This is a genomic window from Blastomonas sp. CCH1-A6, assembly GCF_001556365.1.
Classification (GTDB): Bacteria; Pseudomonadota; Alphaproteobacteria; order Sphingomonadales; family Sphingomonadaceae; genus Blastomonas; species Blastomonas ursincola.
Window position 1 is genome coordinate 72,345 of the sequence record NZ_LSIS01000175.1, and the last position, 16,358, is coordinate 88,702.

16 protein-coding genes are annotated in these 16,358 nt (G+C 65.0%); 4 read left to right on the plus strand and 12 right to left on the minus strand.

What is annotated here, in order from left to right:
• Positions 1–152: 152 nt before the first annotated feature.
• The 3 genes from pepN to AX735_RS07470 all read left to right on the plus strand — a co-directional run bounded on the left by pepN (position 153) and on the right by AX735_RS07470 (position 5,000).
• A complete protein-coding gene (pepN, locus tag AX735_RS07460; protein ID WP_066277969.1) occupies positions 153–2,783 on the plus strand; it encodes an aminopeptidase N in 2,631 nt (876 codons plus the stop codon).
• Positions 2,784–2,802: 19 nt separating this feature from the next.
• The gene (gene pgeF / locus AX735_RS07465; RefSeq protein WP_066277971.1) at positions 2,803–3,570 is read left to right on the plus strand and encodes a peptidoglycan editing factor PgeF; all 768 of its coding nucleotides are present in this window, start codon (positions 2,803–2,805) and stop codon (positions 3,568–3,570) included.
• Between the two features lie 101 nt (positions 3,571–3,671).
• Entirely contained in the window at positions 3,672–5,000 is a 1,329-nt protein-coding gene (locus AX735_RS07470) for a cystathionine gamma-synthase family protein (RefSeq protein WP_066277973.1), read from the plus strand.
• 42 nt (positions 5,001–5,042) lie between these two features.
• Here the strand turns inward: AX735_RS07470 and AX735_RS07475 are convergent, their stop codons facing one another.
• The 12 genes from AX735_RS07475 to AX735_RS07530 form a co-directional block, all read right to left on the minus strand.
• Positions 5,043–6,224 carry a glycosyltransferase family 4 protein gene (locus AX735_RS07475; RefSeq protein WP_066277976.1) on the minus strand — a complete coding sequence of 394 codons (1,182 nt, stop codon included), beginning with the start codon at positions 6,222–6,224 and terminating at the stop codon, positions 5,043–5,045.
• A 120-nt stretch (positions 6,225–6,344) separates the two neighbouring features.
• Positions 6,345–7,274: a hemolysin family protein gene (locus AX735_RS07480; protein ID WP_066277979.1), complete on the minus strand. Its 930-nt coding sequence runs from the start codon at positions 7,272–7,274 to the stop codon at positions 6,345–6,347.
• Positions 7,275–7,337: 63 nt separating this feature from the next.
• Positions 7,338–7,844 carry an rRNA maturation RNase YbeY gene (ybeY, locus tag AX735_RS07485; RefSeq protein ID WP_066277982.1) on the minus strand — a complete coding sequence of 169 codons (507 nt, stop codon included), beginning with the start codon at positions 7,842–7,844 and terminating at the stop codon, positions 7,338–7,340.
• Between the two features lie 112 nt (positions 7,845–7,956).
• Positions 7,957–9,054 (minus strand): PhoH family protein, encoded by a 1,098-nt coding sequence (locus tag AX735_RS07490; RefSeq protein ID WP_231750051.1) that lies wholly within the window; start codon positions 9,052–9,054, stop codon positions 7,957–7,959.
• The gene (gene miaB / locus AX735_RS07495; protein ID WP_082750992.1) at positions 9,054–10,433 is read right to left on the minus strand and encodes a tRNA (N6-isopentenyl adenosine(37)-C2)-methylthiotransferase MiaB; all 1,380 of its coding nucleotides are present in this window, start codon (positions 10,431–10,433) and stop codon (positions 9,054–9,056) included. Before miaB ends, AX735_RS07490 begins: the two co-directional genes overlap by 1 nt.
• Positions 10,434–10,445: 12 nt before the next feature.
• Entirely contained in the window at positions 10,446–11,285 is an 840-nt protein-coding gene (locus tag AX735_RS07500) for a lysophospholipid acyltransferase family protein (protein ID WP_066277987.1), read from the minus strand.
• Between the two features lie 8 nt (positions 11,286–11,293).
• Positions 11,294–11,716 carry a Fur family transcriptional regulator gene (locus AX735_RS07505; protein ID WP_060977413.1) on the minus strand — a complete coding sequence of 141 codons (423 nt, stop codon included), beginning with the start codon at positions 11,714–11,716 and terminating at the stop codon, positions 11,294–11,296.
• Between the two features lie 196 nt (positions 11,717–11,912).
• Positions 11,913–12,341, minus strand: a complete 429-nt coding sequence (locus tag AX735_RS07510) for a MucR family transcriptional regulator (RefSeq protein WP_060977412.1) — start codon at positions 12,339–12,341, stop codon at positions 11,913–11,915.
• Positions 12,342–12,508: 167 nt separating this feature from the next.
• Complete coding sequence (locus tag AX735_RS07515) at positions 12,509–13,030, minus strand: GNAT family N-acetyltransferase (protein WP_066277993.1); 522 nt, start codon at positions 13,028–13,030, stop codon at positions 12,509–12,511.
• A gap of 2 nt (positions 13,031–13,032) precedes the next feature.
• Complete coding sequence (gene tsaB / locus AX735_RS07520) at positions 13,033–13,677, minus strand: tRNA (adenosine(37)-N6)-threonylcarbamoyltransferase complex dimerization subunit type 1 TsaB (RefSeq protein WP_066277999.1); 645 nt, start codon at positions 13,675–13,677, stop codon at positions 13,033–13,035.
• 12 nt (positions 13,678–13,689) lie between these two features.
• A complete protein-coding gene (locus AX735_RS07525; protein ID WP_066278006.1) occupies positions 13,690–14,289 on the minus strand; it encodes a malonic semialdehyde reductase in 600 nt (199 codons plus the stop codon).
• Between the two features lie 37 nt (positions 14,290–14,326).
• Positions 14,327–14,902 (minus strand): NifU family protein, encoded by a 576-nt coding sequence (locus AX735_RS07530; RefSeq protein ID WP_066278053.1) that lies wholly within the window; start codon positions 14,900–14,902, stop codon positions 14,327–14,329.
• Between the two features lie 119 nt (positions 14,903–15,021).
• On the opposite strand from AX735_RS07530, the gene AX735_RS07535 reads away from it, so the two are divergent.
• A partial coding sequence (locus tag AX735_RS07535; RefSeq protein ID WP_202189528.1) for a M16 family metallopeptidase occupies positions 15,022–16,358 on the plus strand: 1,337 nt, incomplete at its 3' end.

Consider the following 16,358-nt stretch of genomic DNA (forward strand, 5'->3'; position numbering starts at 1 on the left):
ACCCATAATGATCCATACTATCGGGGTATTTGTCGCAAGAGCCTGACATAACCTAACTCCGTTTGTCCCGAGCGAAGTCGAGGGACCTTGGTTAACTCCCTCACCACAAAGCCCGCATTGTGCAATCCTCACCCCCGCACTAGACTCGCTCCATGGCCGATATCCAGACCGCAACCGCCAGCCCGGCAGTCCACGAACCCCCGGTGATCTACCGCGTGGATTATCAGCCGCCCGACTGGCGGGTGGAGACGGTCAGCCTTGAATTCGATCTCGACCTGTCGGCGACCGAGGTGCACGCGACGCTCGGCATTGTCCGCAACGGCGATCACGACCGCGCGGTGCGGCTCGATTGCGACGGCGCGCTGCCGCAGACGCTCGCCGTCGATGGCCAGCCGGTCAATTGGAGGCAGGAGGGCAGTAGAATCGCCTTCGACGTCCAGGGTGAACGCGCGATCGTCACGCTCAGCACCCGCATCGCGCCCGATACCAACACCCAGCTGATGGGGCTGTTCGCCTCGAACGGCATGCTGTGCACCCAGTGCGAGGCCGAAGGCTTTCGCCGCATCATCCCGTTCGTTGACCGGCCCGACAACATGTCGGTCTACGAGGTGCTGCTGCGCGCGGACAAAAGCCGGTTTCCGGTGCTGCTGAGCAACGGCGCGCTGGTCGAATCGGGCGATCTGGACGGCGGGCGGCATTATGCCCGCTGGCGCGATCCGCACCCCAAGCCGAGCTATCTGTTCGCGCTCGTCGCGGGCGATCTGGTTGCGACGCGCGACAGCTTCACGACGAAGAGCGGGACTCATGTCGATCTCGCCATCTTCGTGCGCGCAGGCGACGAGGGGCGCACCGCGCATGCGATGCAGGCGCTCAAGGCCTCGATGGCCTGGGACGAGCGCGTCTACGGCCTCGAATACGATCTGCCGGTGTTCAACATCGTCGCGGTCAGCGATTTCAACATGGGGGCGATGGAGAACAAGGGCCTCAACATCTTCAATTCGCGCTATATCCTCGCCGATCCGGATACGGCCACCGATTACGATTATGACGCGATCGAGGGCGTGGTCGCGCACGAATATTTCCACAACTGGTCGGGCAACCGCGTCACCTGCCGCGACTGGTTCCAGCTGAGCCTGAAAGAGGGTTTCACCGTCTATCGCGACCAGTGTTTTTCCGCCGACATGGGGTCCGAAGCGGTCAAGCGGATCGAGGACGTGCGGATGCTGCGCGCGGCGCAGTTTCCCGAGGATGCAGGGCCGCTCGCGCACCCGATCCGCCCCGACAGCTATATGGAGATCAGCAACTTCTACACCTCCACCGTCTATAACAAGGGCGCGGAGGTGATCCGCATGATGGCGACCATGGCGGGGCCCGAACGTTTCCGTGCAGGGTGCGACCTGTATTTCCAGCGGCATGACGGCGAGGCGGCGACCTGCGAGGATTTCGTGCGCGCGATGGAGGAGGGGGCTGCGCTCAATCTCACGCAGTTCCGCCGCTGGTACGAACAGGCGGGCACGCCGCAGGTCCAGGCGCGGCTGGAGCATGATGCCGCCACCGGCACCGCGACGCTGCACCTCAGGCAGAATTTCGCGCCCACGCCGGGCCAGGCGGAAAAGCCGCTGATGCCGATCCCGCTGCGCACCGCCTTGATCGACCGTGACATGAAGGCGCATCGCGGCGAGATGCTGGTGATGCTCACCGAGGCTGAGCAGGCGCTGAGCTTTACCGGCTATGCGCGCGCGCCGGTGCTGTCGATCAACCGCGGCTTTTCCGCGCCGGTCAATCTCGATGTCGCGCGCGCGAGCGGCGACCTGCCCTTTCTGGTCCGGCACGATGACGATCCGTTCGCGCGCTACGAGGCGCTGCAGCAGCTCGTCATCGACCGGCTGATCGCCGACATTGCCGATATGGACGGCCCCGGTGCGGCGCAGGGTCATGCGGTCTCGCTCGACGAGATCATCGCGGTGTTCGGGGATCTGGTCAGCGACCAGCGGCTCGACGATTCGATGCGCGCCGAGATCCTCAGCATGCCGACCGAGGCGTTTCTGGGCGAGCAGATGCTGATCGTGCGCCCCGAAGCGATCCATGCGGCGCGGCGCGCGCTGCGCAAGGCGATCGGGTCGCGACTGCTCGACCAGTGGCGGATTGTGCACGAGCGCGCCTCTTCCGTACCCTATTCGCTGAGCCGCGAGGCGCGCGGCGCGCGCAAGATCAAGTCGCTGGCGCTGGGTTACATCGCCTCGGCAGAAGCCAGCGATGCTGCGGGAATTGCTTTCGACCAGTTCGCGCGCGCAGACAACATGACCGATCGCCAGGGCGCGCTCGCGGTGCTCGCCAGCATGCAGGCAGACCAGCGCGAAACCGCGCTCGACAGCTTCTACAACCGCTATCAGGGCAATGCGCTGGTCATCGACAAATGGTTCTCGCTGCAGACCGGCTCGGCGCATCCACGCGTGCACGAGCAGATGCTCGAGCTCATCCGGCACAAGGATTTCACGCTGACCAACCCCAACCGGGTGCGCGCGCTCTACTGGCCGTTCGTGTCGAACCAGGCGGTGTTCCATGAGGCGAGCGGGCGCGGCTACGAGCTGCTGACCGATCTGGTGCTGAAGCTCGATCCGCTGAACCCGCAGACCACCGCGCGCTTCATTGCGCCGCTGGGACGCTGGCGGCGGTTCGACGAGGCGCGCGCCGCGAAGATGCGCGACTGCCTCGAGCGGATCCTGGCGCAGCCGGGATTGTCCAAGGATGTGACCGAACAGGTGGTGAAGAGCCTTGAATAACGAACAATACGCTCCCCGCATGACGCACATCCCCATCCTCACCTCGCCCGCGCTCGAAGGCATCGCGCACGGCTTTACCGGGCGGCGCGGCGGGGTTTCGACCGGGCTGGTTGCGGGGCTCAATGTCGGGCTGGGATCGGATGACGATCCGGCGGCGGTGCGCGAGAACCGCAGGCGCGCGGCCGAGGCGATCCTGCCCGGATCGACGCTGGTGACATTGCACCAGGTGCACAGTGCGGACGTGGTGCGGGTGAATTCCGCCATTCCGGTCGAGGACCGGCCAAAGGCCGACGCGATGGTTACCGATCGACCGGGGTTGCTGCTCGGCGTACTCGGCGCCGATTGCCCGCCGATCCTGTTCGCTGACACGCGTGCGCAGATCATCGGCGCGGCGCATTCGGGCTGGAAGGGGGCCTTTGCCGGGGTCGGCGAGGCGACGGTGGCGGCGATGGAGCGCATGGGCGCGCATCGCGAGAACATCGTCGCGGCGATCGGTCCGTGCATCCAGCAGAAAAGCTATGAGGTGGACGCCGGTTTCTTCCGCCGCTTCTGCGAGGCCGCGCCCGAGAACGAGCGCTTCTTCCGCGAGGGCCGGGCCGACCATTACCAGTTCGATCTGGAAGGCTATATCGCGGCGAGGCTCGCGGCGTTCGGCATCGGCACGGTGCATATGAGCGGGGTCGATACCTATTCGGACGAGGCGGGCTATTTCAGCTTCCGCCGCGCGACGCACCGCGGCGAGCCCGATTACGGGCGGCAGATGGGGGCGATCGGGCTTGCCTCCTGAACGGCCTGGTTGGTTTCCTTTGTAATCAGTTGCACGCTCGGGCATAGATGAGGGCATGGAAGGGATGGGAAAAAGCCCGCCCAATCGCAGGAACCCCGCATATGACCGACACCCCGATCAAGCCGATCGCCACCCCCACTCCGCGCCGCAAGCCCAAGCCGCAGGTCGAGATGCTGGGCGGGCGCAAGCTCAAGCCCGCCACGCTGATGATGGGCCATGGCTTCGACCCCGTCCTGTCCGAAGGCTCGCTGAAGGCGCCGATCTTCCTGACGAGCACCTTCGCGTTCGAGAATGCGGCGGCGGGCAAGCGCCATTTCGAGGGGCTGACCGGCAAGCGCCCGGGCGGCGCCGAAGGCCTGGTCTATTCGCGCTTCAACGGCCCCAATCAGGAGATCCTCGAAGACCGGCTGAGCATCTGGGACGATGCCGAAGACGCGCTGGTGTTCTCGAGCGGCATGTCCGCGATCGCCACGCTGCTGCTCGCCTATTGCAGCAACAATGACGTGATCGTGCATTCGGGTCCGCTCTATGCCGCGACCGAGGCGATGATCGCACGCATTCTCTCGCGCTTCGGCATCACCTATCTCGACTTCCCGGCCGGCGCGACCCGCGCGGAAATCGACGCGGTGCTCGAAAAGGCGAAGGACATGGCAGCGAAGCAGGGCGGCCGCGTGGCGATGATCTATCTCGAAAGCCCCGCCAACCCGACCAATGCGCTGGTCGATATCGAGGCGGTGGCCGAAGCGCGCGATGCCGTGCTGGGTAACGAAGCCGTGCCGACGCCGATCGCGATCGACAACACCTTCCTCGGACCCCTGTGGCAGCAGCCGCTGCACCATGGCGCGGATATCGTGGTCTATAGCCTCACCAAATATGTCGGCGGGCACAGCGATCTGGTCGCGGGCGGACTGTCCGGACCCAAGAAGTGGATGGACCCGGTGCGCGCGCTGCGCAACACCATCGGTACGATCTGCGACCCCAATACCGCCTGGATGCTGATGCGCTCGCTCGAGACGGTCGAACTGCGCATGACCCGCGCGGGCGAGAATGCCGCCAAGGTCTGCGCCTTCCTGGCGCAGCACCCCAAGGTCGAGGGGCTGGGCTATCTCGGCATGATCCACGATGCGCGCCAGCAGGATATTTTCGATCGCCACTGTTCGGGCGCGGGATCGACCTTCTCGCTGTTCATCAAGGGCGGCGAGGCGGAGAGCTTCCGCTTTCTCGACAGTCTGCGTCTCGCCAAGCTGGCGGTGAGCCTGGGCGGCACCGAGACGCTGGCCAGCCATCCCGCCGCAATGACGCATCTTTCGGTGCCCGATGCGCGCAAACTGGCGCTCGGCATCACCGACAATCTGGTGCGCATCTCGATCGGCGTGGAGGATCCCGATGATCTGATCGCCGATTTCGAACAGGCGCTCGAGCAGGTCTGACCAACCGATGGCCCCCGGAGGAATCCGGGGGCCGATACCGGATCAGCGAATCGCGCGATAGGGCACGCCGCCGCTGCCCGACTGGCGCTGGCGGATGAGGCGGATATAGGTTTCAGCAAGACCCCGGTTGATCCGGTCCCAGCTGTATTTCTCGCTGCGCTTGAGGCCCGCCTGGCCATGGCGTGCGCGCAGATCGGCGTCTCCGCAATAGGCCTGGAGCGCATCGGCGAACTCGACCGTCGCGCCGGGACGCACCAGCTGGCCGGTGACATTGTGCTCGACCAGGCTCTCGCTGCCCGTCGCGCGGGCGGCGACCACCGGCACGCCGCAGGCCATGGCCTCGAGCGTCACATTGCCGAAGGTCTCGGTGATCGACGGGTTGAAGAACAGGTCCATGCTCGCGACCGCACGGCCGAGATCGGTGCCGCCCTGAAAGCCTGCGAACACCGCCCCGGGTAACCGCGATTCGAACCAGCCGCGCGCGGGCCCTTCGCCCACCACCAGCACCTGATGCGGAACCTGACGCCGCACCAGCCGGTCGATCGAATCGGAAAAGACGTCGAGTCCCTTTTCCATCACCAGCCGCCCGAGAAAGCCGATCACCGGCACGTCGTCGGCCAGGCCCAGCGAGCGCCGCCAGTCCATGTCGCGCATGCCGGGGTTGAAGATGTGCTTGTCCACCCCGCGCGACCAGATGCCGACATCATAGCTCATCCGCTGTTCGCGCAGCACCTGCGCCATCGAATCGGACGGCGCGACAATGGCGTCGCACTTGCGGTAGAGGCGGCGCAGGATGGCCTCGAGCACCGGCTCGAGAAACGCCATGTTGTAATAGCGCGGATAGGTCTCGAACCGCGTGTGCACCGATCCCAGCACCGGGATATTGTGCCGCTGCGCCCAGCGCACGGCGCTATGCCCGGCGCTGTCGGGGCTGGAAATGTGCACGACATTGGGTGCGAACCGGTTCAGGTCCTTCTTGATCCTGGGCGGCAGGATCGTCGTCACGCGATATTCGGCGCGGCCGGGGATCGGCAGCGAGGGCAGGCTGATCAGATCGCCCGCCGGCTCGAACGCGGGGGTTTTCGTGGTCGGCGAATAGACGCGGACCTGCGCGCCATTGTCGAGCAGCCAGCCGACCAGCCGGTTGAGCGCCTGGTTCGCGCCATCGCGCACGTAATTGTAGTTGCCGCTGAACAGCGCAATGCGGAGATCGGAAATGTCCATGATCGGCCCGCCTTAGGCCCGCTTTGATGCAAAAGCCAGTATTTGCGGGATTTGCACTCAACTTCCCCTTCGTCACCCCCGCGAAGGCGGGAATGACGGGTCATTGAGATGAGGGCCCGATCAGGCTTCCGCCGCGACCGGCTCGGGCGGCGGCAGCAGGCGGATGCGCGTCACGCGGCGCTCGTCGCCGTCGACGATCTCCAGCCGCCAGCCGCTGTCATGCTCGAGCATGCGTCCGGGAGCTGGCACCTCGCCCGCCAGCATGAAGGCCAGCCCGCCCAAGGTATCGACCTCGTCGTCGATCTCGCCGAGCGCCGCATCGACCAGCTTGGCGACATCGGCGAGTTCAGCGCGGGCATCGGCCTCCCAGGCGCCGTTCTCGCCGGGCGTCACCAGCGTTTCGGGCTCGTCGTCATGCTCGTCCTCGATATCGCCGACGATTTCCTCGACCAGATCCTCGATCGTCACCAGCCCTTCCGTGCCCGAATATTCGTCGATGACGATCGCGAGGTGCGTGCGCGTCTGGCGCATCTCGGCGAGCAGGTCGAGCACGCCCATGGTTTCGGGCACGAAACGCGGCTGGCGGATCAGATTTTCCCAGCTGTCCGGGCGCGGGCCATCGGCGGCGATGATCGGGAAGACGTCCTTGATGTGCACCATGCCGACGATGTGATCGAGCGAGCCGTCATAGACCGGTACGCGGCTGTGCCCGTGCTCTGCAAAGATCTGGACCAGCGCGTCGAAGCTCGCGTGCCGGTCGATCGCGATGATGTCGCTGCGCGGCACCGCGACATCGTCGACATCATGCTCGCTGAAATGCAGCAGGTTGCGCAGCATCTCGCGCTCGATGCGCGACAGGTCGCCACGCGACGATGCACCATCGGCATCGTCATCATCCTCGTGCTCGTCGATCGCCTCTTCAAGCTGGGCGCGCAACGACTGGTCGTGTTGTTCTCCGAACAGCAGGGCCTTCAAGCCCCGCCATATTCGCCCCGAACCTTCGTCTTGTGCGGTGGATTTCCCCCCGCCATTACTGTCTCCGTCTGCCATGACTGGCTGAATCTTAACCCCGCTCTTGGATTTGATGGGAAGGCAGCATCTGAACTTGCACTGCTAATATGGATTGTCGATGCCCAGATTGGCAAGCGCTTTCACCTCCAGCGCTTCCATGATCTCCGCATCGGCCTCGTCGATATGGTCGTGCCCCAGCAGGTGGAGCATGCCGTGCAGCGCCAGATGGGTGGCATGGGCGCCAAGCGCAATGCCCTTTTCCTCCGCCTCGCGCGCGCAGGTCTGATAGGCGAGCATGATGTCGCCGAGCAGCACCTCGCCCCCAAAATCGTCGGCGCCGGTGTTCGCCAGCGCAGTGAAATCGTCGGGATCGATCATGGGAAAGGACAGCACATTGGTCGGCTTGTCCTTGTGCCGATAATCGCGGTTGAGCGCCTGCACCTCGTCATCGGTGCCGAAATGCACGCTGACCGAGACGGTGAACGGCGCGCTGGCGAGCGACCCCTGCGCGCTGACGGCCAATGCTGCGGAAATGGCGCGCGCGGCAAGCGCCTCCCAGTCGGTATCGCCGGGCCAGATGGGGGCGATGGAGGTTTCGGTTTCTATCATGGGGTTATCCCCCTCCGTTTGTCCCGAGCGAAGTCGAGGGACGTTGCGCTGCGTCCCTCGACTTCGCTCGGGACAAACGGGGAGGGGTTAAGTTCGTGCGGAACAAGGCGCCTCAACCATCCTTGCCCTCATAGGCCTCGACGATGCGCCCGACGATCGGGTGGCGCACCACGTCCGCCGCAGTGAAGCGCACGGTGCCGATGCCCTGCACGCCCTCGAGCCGCCCGACCGCATCGGCGAGCCCCGAGGCTCCGACGCCGCCGGGCAGGTCGACCTGCTTGGGGTCGCCGCAGATCACCATGCGGCTGTTCATGCCGAAGCGGGTGAGGAACATCTTCATCTGCGCCGGAGTGGTGTTCTGCGCCTCGTCGAGGATGATGAAGCTGTCCGCCAATGTGCGCCCGCGCATGAAGGCGAGTGGGGCGATCTCGATCTCGCCGCTGGCAATCCGCCGCTCGACCTGTTCGGCGGGCAGCGTGTCGTAGAGCGCGTCGTAAAGCGGGCGAAGGTACGGATCGACCTTTTCCTTCATGTCGCCGGGCAGGAAGCCCAGCCGCTCGCCCGCCTCGACCGCCGGGCGCGACAGGATCAGCCGGTTGACGGTGCCGGTGATCAGCTGGCTCACCGCCTGCGCCACCGCGAGATAGGTCTTGCCGGTGCCCGCCGGACCCAATGCGAAGATCACGTCGTCGCGCACCAGCGAGCGCATATACTCGGTCTGCGTCGCCGAACGCGGCACGATCGTCTTCTTGCGCGTGCGGATCATGATGCCGGGCGGCTCGGCTACTTCCGAACGCACGATGCCTTCCAGCGTGGGCTCTGCGGACATGGTGATCAGCGCATCGACCGCGCCCTCGTCGATATCCAGCCCCTGTTCGATCCTTTTGTGCAGGCCGACCAGCACGTCGCGTGCGCGCGCCGCGCTTTCCGCCTCGCCCTCGATCTGGATGCGGTTGCCGCGCGCCTGGATATACACGCCCAGCCGGTTCTCGATCGCCACCAGATTCTTGTCGAACTGGCCGAACAGCGGGCCGAGCAAGGTCGGCTCGTCGAACTCGACCCCGATCCGCGCCTTATTGGCGGGCTCGGGCCGATTGAACGGAAAGTCGCTGCCATAGACCGGAGACAGCTGCGTCGATTGCGGGTCGCGCTTGCCGCGAAACTTGGTCGAATCGCCGCCGCGTCCGCCGCTACCCTTCTTGTGCGCCATCAGGCCGCCACCAGTGCCAGCGGCTCGCCCGCCAGGCTGTTGGGTCCGGCTGAAACGATCTCGACCTCGATCAGGTCGCCGATCTTCGCGCTTTCGTCGGTCACGTGCACCGATTGCAGCCAGGGCGACTTGCCCACCAGCTGGCCCGGCTTGCGACCGGGGCGTTCGAGCAGCACCTTCATGCGCTTGCCGACGGTATCGAGGTTGAACGCGTGCTGCTGGGCATTGAGCAGGTCCTGCAGGCGCTGCAGCCGCTCGTCCATGATCTCGGGCGCGATCTGATCCTCCATATCGGCGGCGGGGGTGCCGGGGCGGGGCGAATATTTGAAGCTGAACGCCTGAGCGTAGTTCGTGTCGCGCACGATATCGAGCGTCGCCTGGAAATCGGCCTCGGTCTCGCCGGGAAAGCCGACGATGAAATCGCCAGACATCGCGATATCGGGCTTCGCGGCGCGGATGCGGTCGATCAGCTTGAGATAGCTCGCCGCTGTATGGCTGCGGTTCATCGCCTTCAGGATGCGGTCGCTTCCTGCCTGCACGGGCAGGTGAAGGTACGGCATCAGCTTGGGGATGTCGCGGTGCGCCGCGATCAGCGCGTCGGTCATGTCATTGGGATGGCTGGTGGTATAGCGGATGCGCTCGAGCCCCGCCATGTCGGCCAGCGCCTCGATCAGCCCTTCGAGCCCCTTGGCCCGGCCCCTGTCGTCCTGCCCGGTCCAGGCGTTGACGTTCTGGCCGAGCAGCGTGATCTCCTTCACCCCGGCTTCGACCAGCGCGCGCGCCTCGGCCACCAGATCGGCATAGGGGCGGCTGATTTCCGCGCCGCGCGTATAGGGCACCACGCAATAGGTGCAGAACTTGTCGCAGCCTTCCTGCACCGTCAGGAACGCCGATGGTCGCTGCTGGCGCGCGCGATCAGGCAGCGCGCCGAATTTGGTGGCTGCGGGCATGTCGGTATCGATCGCAGTTTCGCCGCGCCGCGCCTGCTCGATCAGCTCGGGCAGCCGGTGATAGGCCTGCGGTCCGACGACGATATCGACGCTGCGTGCGCGCTTTGCGATTTCCTCCCCCTCGGCTTGGGCGACGCAGCCTGCGACCGCGATCATCGGCTTCGATCCGTCCTCGCGCTTGAGGCGGCCGATGTCGGAATAGACCCGCGCCACCGCCTTTTCGCGGATATGGCAGGTGTTGAGGATGACGAGATCGGCCTCGTCACGACTTTCGGCCTGGCTCATGCCCTGCGCGGCGAGCATTTCGCCCATGCGCTCGCCGTCATAGACGTTCATCTGGCAGCCGAACGAGGTCACGAAATAGCGGCGGGGCGCGTCCCCGGCGGATTCGGGGGCGGGCACGGGGGATGTATCGATGCTGTGGGTCATGAATGCCAACGGCTATACAGCCGGTTCGCGCCCCAAGGAAGCACAAAGCGCCGCATCGATCCTCGCCCGCGCCTCGGCCGCGATCGCCTTGCGCCCCGGGAAATCGGCCGGACTGAACGGTTCGAGGAAATGCATCGTCACCCAGAAGCTGCCCTGCCGGGTGAACAGCCGCAGCGCATTGTTCGGCGCGGTTTCTTCGCCCACCCAGGCGATGTCATGCGCTTGGGCGCCGTAATCGAGATAGATCGGCTGGACGAGCACGCCGGGCGGCGGCGGATCGAGCACCTGAAGCAGCGGTGACTTGAACGGCAGCAGCTTGCTGCCATCGGTGGTGGTGCCTTCGGGAAAGATGGTGATCGCCCAGGTCTCGGCAAGCGCATCGCGCAGCTCGTTGATCTGACCGGCAATGCCGAGCCGGTTGGTGCGCGAGACGAACACGGTGTCGTTGAGCTTGCACAGCCAGCCGATGACGGGCCAGCTCTTGATCCCGTCCTGCGCCACAAATGCACTGCCGTTGCGCCCGGCAATGACCGGAATGTCGAGCCAGCTCAGATGATTGGCAATATAGAACACATCGCGCTTGAGCGGGGTGCCGACCACGCGGACCTTGGCCCCGCACGCGCGCCCGACGCCGCGCAGGAACAGCTTGGGCCAGGGATTGGAGAGCCGAAGGGCGCGCCAGACATAATAGAGCGGCACGCAGACGATCAGCATCAGCACGATCAGCAGCACGCGCAAGGCAAGCCGGACGCGCCCGATCAGCCCCGGATCGCGCCAGTGCAGATGCGCCATGTCGGGCGTATCGGGATAGAGCGGCGGCGGCGGTGCGGGCGCCGGGCTGGCCTCGCTCATGGAAAGGCTCAATCCTTGCGGTCGAGCGCGACGCCGTAAAGCTCCATGCGATGGTCGACCAGCCGATAGCCAAGTCTCTCGGCGATCAGCTTCTGCAGCGCCTCGAGCTCGGGGTCGACGAACTCTAGCACCTTGCCGGTCTCGACATCGATCAGATGGTCGTGATGCGCTTCGGGCGCAGCCTCATAGCGCGCGCGGCCATCGCCGAAATCGTGCCGGTCGAGAATGCCGGCCTCTTCGAACAGCCGCACGGTGCGATACACGGTCGCGATGGAGATGCGCGGATCGATGGCCGAGGCACGTTCATGCAGCCGCTCGACATCGGGATGATCATCGGCTTCGGACAGCACGCGCGCGATCACGCGCCGCTGATCGGTGATCCGCAGACCACGATCGGCGCACAACGCCTCCAGGTCGATTTTCTGGCGCATGCTGCCCCTTTTGCAATGCCGTTGCTGGTTGAGGCCAGTCCGCCGCATGGTGAAAGGCGATGGCTGGCGGGCGCCGGGACAGGTCCCTTGCGCCTTCCAGCCAATTTATCGTGCCATGCCGCAAATGCAACCGCTCGCGATGCCGGATGGCTCCGGATCAGCGATTAGCTGCCGCTGCGCCGGCTTGGCCCCAGGATTACTTGCCTGTCCGCTTGCCAGGCTTGCGGCCCAGGCCGATCTTCTTGGCGAGCTCGCGGCGGGTCGCGGCGTAATTGGGTGCAACCATCGGGTAATCGGCGGGCAGGTTCCAGCGCGCGCGATATTCCTCGGGCGTCATGTTGTAGTGGGTCATCAGATGGCGCTTGAGCATTTTCAGCTTTTTGCCGTCTTCCAGACAGATGATGTAATCCGGCTTGACCGACGCGCGTACGGAGACTGCGGGTTCGGGCAGCTCGGGTTCGGCCGCGGCTTCTCCGGGCGTCAGGCTATTCAGCGCGCGATGAACATTTTCGATCAGGCCGGGAATATCGGAAACCGACACGCTGTTGTTGCTTACATGCGCAGCGACAATATCCGCCGTGAGCGTAATGAGCGTTTCACGCATATCAAGTTCTGCTTCTGCCATCGTCCTACATCCCTTTTTCTTGTTCTAGTGTGCGACTTCTAATCCCGCAAAGTGGCAGGGCACCGGCGGTATGCAAGGGCAAATCATCCCCGTCAATAGCTAAAGTCTATCACAAAAAACGGATAGTGAATGCTAACATTTTTGGCAGATAAATGCGATTCTATTTTTTACAAGTCGAGCGCTAATGTGAGTGCATCGTAGTGATGACTACCGGCGCCTTTGTAGTAACCTTTCCGTAAACCTACGGATTGAAAGCCGAATTTTGAATAAAGATGAATGGCAGGGTTATTTGACCGCATTTCGAGATGGAGTCGCGACACGCCGGCTTGACGCGAATTTTCAACCACTTGATTCAGGAGTGTGGTCGCAGCGCCAAATTGACGCCAATTTGGGGCGACCGCGATCAGCAAGAGTTCTTCTTCCTCTGCCACGCGCCGGGTCATGGCAAAACCGACCGGCTCGCCTGCCGTGTCTGGCGTCGTGGGGGCAATCTCGAGCAGCAGCACATGCGTGAGCGGCATCGCCAGCATCGACCGGGTCTGGCTGTGGTTCCAGGCCTCGCCATAGAGCGGATCGAACGCCTGCTGCATGATGTGCATGACGGGTCCGATCGCATCTTCTGCCGCCAGTCCGGCGAGGAGCTGAAAGGCCGGAGCCGCACGCGGAGCGAATGGGTCGTCCTGGGCCATGGTCAGCCAGTGCCCTGCAAGGCCATCGGCTTGGCATCGGCGCCGCGACCATAGACCGGATCGGCCGTCAGCCCGCGCGATGGTGCAGGCAGCAACAGCGCGCGTCTGGCATCGGGCAGCAGCGTCAATGCCACCCCGTGACCGCGCGCGGCCACCAGCGGCTCGGCCATGCTGCCAGCCACCAGGTCGTGCACGCACGCCGCGCTTGCCGCCTCGGGCGGGAGCGAGCCGAGCGCGCTCAGCGCTGCGCCGTCGCGCGCGAAGCTCTGGACGAAATATTCGCCATGGCCGCCGGTCATCACGACATCGAGTGCCTGGGCGTCGGGATGCGCCTCGAACGCCATCGCGGCGACCAGCGAATGGGTCGAATAGCCGTTTACCGGCACGCCCCAGGCAAGGCCCAGCGCGCGTGCTGCCGCCAGGCCCACGCGCACGCCGGTAAAGCTGCCCGGGCCGCAATTGACCAGAATCGCCCTGGCGCGGCCGCGATCGGGCAGCGCGGCGATCATCGGGACCAGCCTTTCGGCATGGCCGCGGCCCATGACTGCATGGTCGCTGGCGATCAGCTTGGAATCCTCGAACAACGCCACCGAACAGGCTTCGGTCGCGGTATCGATGACCAGCAATGTTTCACGATCGGGCAGCATACCCGATGGCCGCTAGCTGATTGTGTTGAACCGGTCAAAACCCGGACGCGGGCTGCGACCGAAAATCGTCGACGGGTCGCCATAGCCCAGCGTCGAGATGAAGTTCGACTTCACATGGGGCTGGTCGGCGAAGAAGGCCTGGTCGACCGCGGCATTGTCGAACCCCGACATCGGACCGGTATCGAGCCCCAGCGCGCGCGCCGCGAGGATGAAATAGGCGCCCTGCAGCGAGGAATTGCGCAACGCCGAGATGCGGCGGAATTCGGCCTTGTCATCGCCGGTGAACCAACTGCGCGCATCGGTGTGCGGGAAGAGTTCGGGCAAGAGCTCGTGGAATTCCAGGTCCATGCCGATGACGACGCTGACTGGCGCGGCCAGGATCTTCTTGGCATTGGCTTCCATGCAGCAGGCGGCGAGCTTCTGCTTGGCCTCGTCGGACACGCACCAGACTAGACGCGCGGGCAGCATGTTGGCCGAGGTCGGGCCCATCTTCATCAGGTCCCAGATGGCGTACAGCTGTTCTGTGCTCACCGGCTGGTCGGTATAGCCGTTATAGGTGCGCGCGGTGCGGAACAGCTGGTCAAGCGCGGCATCGTCGAGCGGTGCGGACATGGGAGAGCTTTCTGGGTCTGGGGAGGAAGAGAAGCCGTCAGGCGGCGCGGACTTCGGTCACTTCGGGCACATAATGCTTGAGCAGCGATTCGATGCCGTGCTTGAGCGTCGCGCTCGACGAGGGGCAGCCCGAACAGGCACCCTGCATCTGCAGATAGACCACGCCCTTGTCGAAGCCGCGATAGACGATGTCGCCACCGTCATTGGCGACGGCAGGGCGCACGCGCGTCTCGATCAGTTCCTTGATCTGCGCGACGATATCGGCGTCCTCGGGATTGCTCGGCCAGTCGGAATCCTCGGGCGGGACCGAGATGCCCGCAGCGCTGGCGGCGCGGAACAGCGGCATGTCGGCGGAGAAATGGTCGAGCAGCACCGAAAGCACGTCGCCCTTCAGGCTCGACCAGTCGGTGCCGGGCCCCGACGTCACCGAGATGAAATTGTGGCCAAAGAACACGCCGGTGACATCGCCCAAGCTGAAGATCGCTTCGGCCAGTGGCGACGCTTCGGCCTCTTCGGGCGAGGCGAAATCGCGGGTGCCCATTTCCATGACCGTGCGTCCGGGCAGGAACTTGAGCGTGGCGGGGTTGGGCGTGGTTTCGGTCTCTATCAGCATGCAGGCTATCTGGTGCAGCGCAGGGCCGGGCGCAAGGCCGATTTTGTCGATGCCCCCTGCATCGCTGCGCATGCCATATTCACTGGCCAGTCAGGATGGCGCTGCCTATACATCGGCGCATGACCTTTCCCCTGATGCGCTGTGCGCCCGTGGCCGCTGCTCTGGCGGCGCTTTCGCTGGTAATCTCCCCGCCGCTGCTCGCCAATCTGCCCGGCGAACCGGTCGCCAGCGGCAAGGATGCCAATGGCAAGCCGCTGCGTCCGCCCAATCTGGAGCCGGGCGAAAAGACCCCCTGGCTGTACAAGGGCAGCAACGTGCCGGTCGACAAGGGCTGGACTTTCGGCGAGCTGAGCAACGGCGTTCGCTACGCCGTCCGCCGCAACGGCGTGCCGCCGGGCCAGGTGGCGATCCGCGTGCGCATCGATGCCGGGTCGATGATGGAGACCGATCCCGAACAGGGCTATGCGCACCTGCTCGAGCATCTGACCTTCCGCGGCTCCAAATATGTCCCCGATGGCGAGGCGATCCGCATCTGGCAGCGGCTGGGCGCGAGCTTCGGCAGCGACAGCAATGCCGAAACCACGCCGACGCACACCGTCTACAAGCTCGACCTGCCCGCCGCGACCCCCGCAGGGCTCGACGAGAGCATGAAGATCCTGTCGGGCATGATCCGCGAGCCGGGGCTCACCGCAGATGCGGTCAAGGCCGAGGTGCCGGTGGTGATGGCCGAATTGCGCGAACGGTCGGGCGCGCAGGTGCGCGTCGGCGATGCAACCCGCAACCTGTTCTTCGCCGGGCAGAAGCTGGCCGAACGCTCCCCCATCGGCAAGATCGAGACGCTGAACGCGGCGACGTCCGAGGCGGTGCGCGCCTTTCACCAGCGCTGGTACCGGCCCGAGAACACCGTGATCTCGATCGCGGGCGATGTCGATCCGGCGACGCTCGAACAGCTGATCAAGACCTATTATGGCGACTGGAAGGTTGCCGGAAAGCAGGCGCCCTATCCCGGTTTCGGTGCGCCTGATCCCAAGCTTCCGATCGCGCGAACGATCGTCGAGCCGGGCTTCCCCTATCTCATCAGCATGGCGATCCTGAGGCCCTGGAAGCCGGTCAACGACACGATCGAATATAACCAGCAGCTGCTGATCGATCTGGTCGCGACCCAGCTGATCAACCGCCGACTCGAAGGTCGGGCGCGCGGCGGCGGCAGCTTCCTGCAGGCGCAGGTCAACCAGGAGGATGTCAGCCGTTCGGTCGATGGCACGTTCATTTCTGTCGTGCCGATCGGTGACGACTGGCAGGCGGCGCTCGCCGATGTGCGCGGCGTGCTCGCCGACGCGCTCGCCACCCCGCCGACGCCCGAGGAAATCGCGCGCGAGATGGCCGAGTTCGATGCCGCGCTGGCGGTGCGCGTCGAAAGCGCCGCGACCGAGGCGGGGGCCAAGCAGGCCGACGA

Excerpts from the sequence above, each read along its gene's own strand:
- AX735_RS07505 (WP_060977413.1), bottom strand. The coding sequence starts at position 11,716 with ATGCGCCAGAAAATCGACCTGGAGGCGTTGTGCGCCGATCGTGGTCTG.
- AX735_RS07470 (WP_066277973.1), top strand. The coding sequence starts at position 3,672 with ATGACCGACACCCCGATCAAGCCGATCGCCACCCCCACTCCGCGCCGC.
- miaB (WP_082750992.1), bottom strand. The coding sequence starts at position 10,433 with ATGACCCACAGCATCGATACATCCCCCGTGCCCGCCCCCGAATCCGCC.
- ybeY (WP_066277982.1), bottom strand. The coding sequence starts at position 7,844 with ATGATAGAAACCGAAACCTCCATCGCCCCCATCTGGCCCGGCGATACC.
- tsaB (WP_066277999.1), bottom strand. The coding sequence starts at position 13,677 with ATGCTGCCCGATCGTGAAACATTGCTGGTCATCGATACCGCGACCGAA.
- AX735_RS07490 (WP_231750051.1), bottom strand. The coding sequence starts at position 9,054 with ATGGCGCACAAGAAGGGTAGCGGCGGACGCGGCGGCGATTCGACCAAG.
- AX735_RS07480 (WP_066277979.1), bottom strand. The coding sequence starts at position 7,274 with ATGGCAGACGGAGACAGTAATGGCGGGGGGAAATCCACCGCACAAGAC.
- pgeF (WP_066277971.1), top strand. The coding sequence starts at position 2,803 with ATGACGCACATCCCCATCCTCACCTCGCCCGCGCTCGAAGGCATCGCG.
- AX735_RS07500 (WP_066277987.1), bottom strand. The coding sequence starts at position 11,285 with ATGAGCGAGGCCAGCCCGGCGCCCGCACCGCCGCCGCCGCTCTATCCC.
- AX735_RS07515 (WP_066277993.1), bottom strand. The coding sequence starts at position 13,030 with ATGGCCCAGGACGACCCATTCGCTCCGCGTGCGGCTCCGGCCTTTCAG.
- AX735_RS07530 (WP_066278053.1), bottom strand. The coding sequence starts at position 14,902 with ATGCTGATAGAGACCGAAACCACGCCCAACCCCGCCACGCTCAAGTTC.
- AX735_RS07510 (WP_060977412.1), bottom strand. The coding sequence starts at position 12,341 with ATGGCAGAAGCAGAACTTGATATGCGTGAAACGCTCATTACGCTCACG.
- AX735_RS07475 (WP_066277976.1), bottom strand. The coding sequence starts at position 6,224 with ATGGACATTTCCGATCTCCGCATTGCGCTGTTCAGCGGCAACTACAAT.
- pepN (WP_066277969.1), top strand. The coding sequence starts at position 153 with ATGGCCGATATCCAGACCGCAACCGCCAGCCCGGCAGTCCACGAACCC.
- AX735_RS07525 (WP_066278006.1), bottom strand. The coding sequence starts at position 14,289 with ATGTCCGCACCGCTCGACGATGCCGCGCTTGACCAGCTGTTCCGCACC.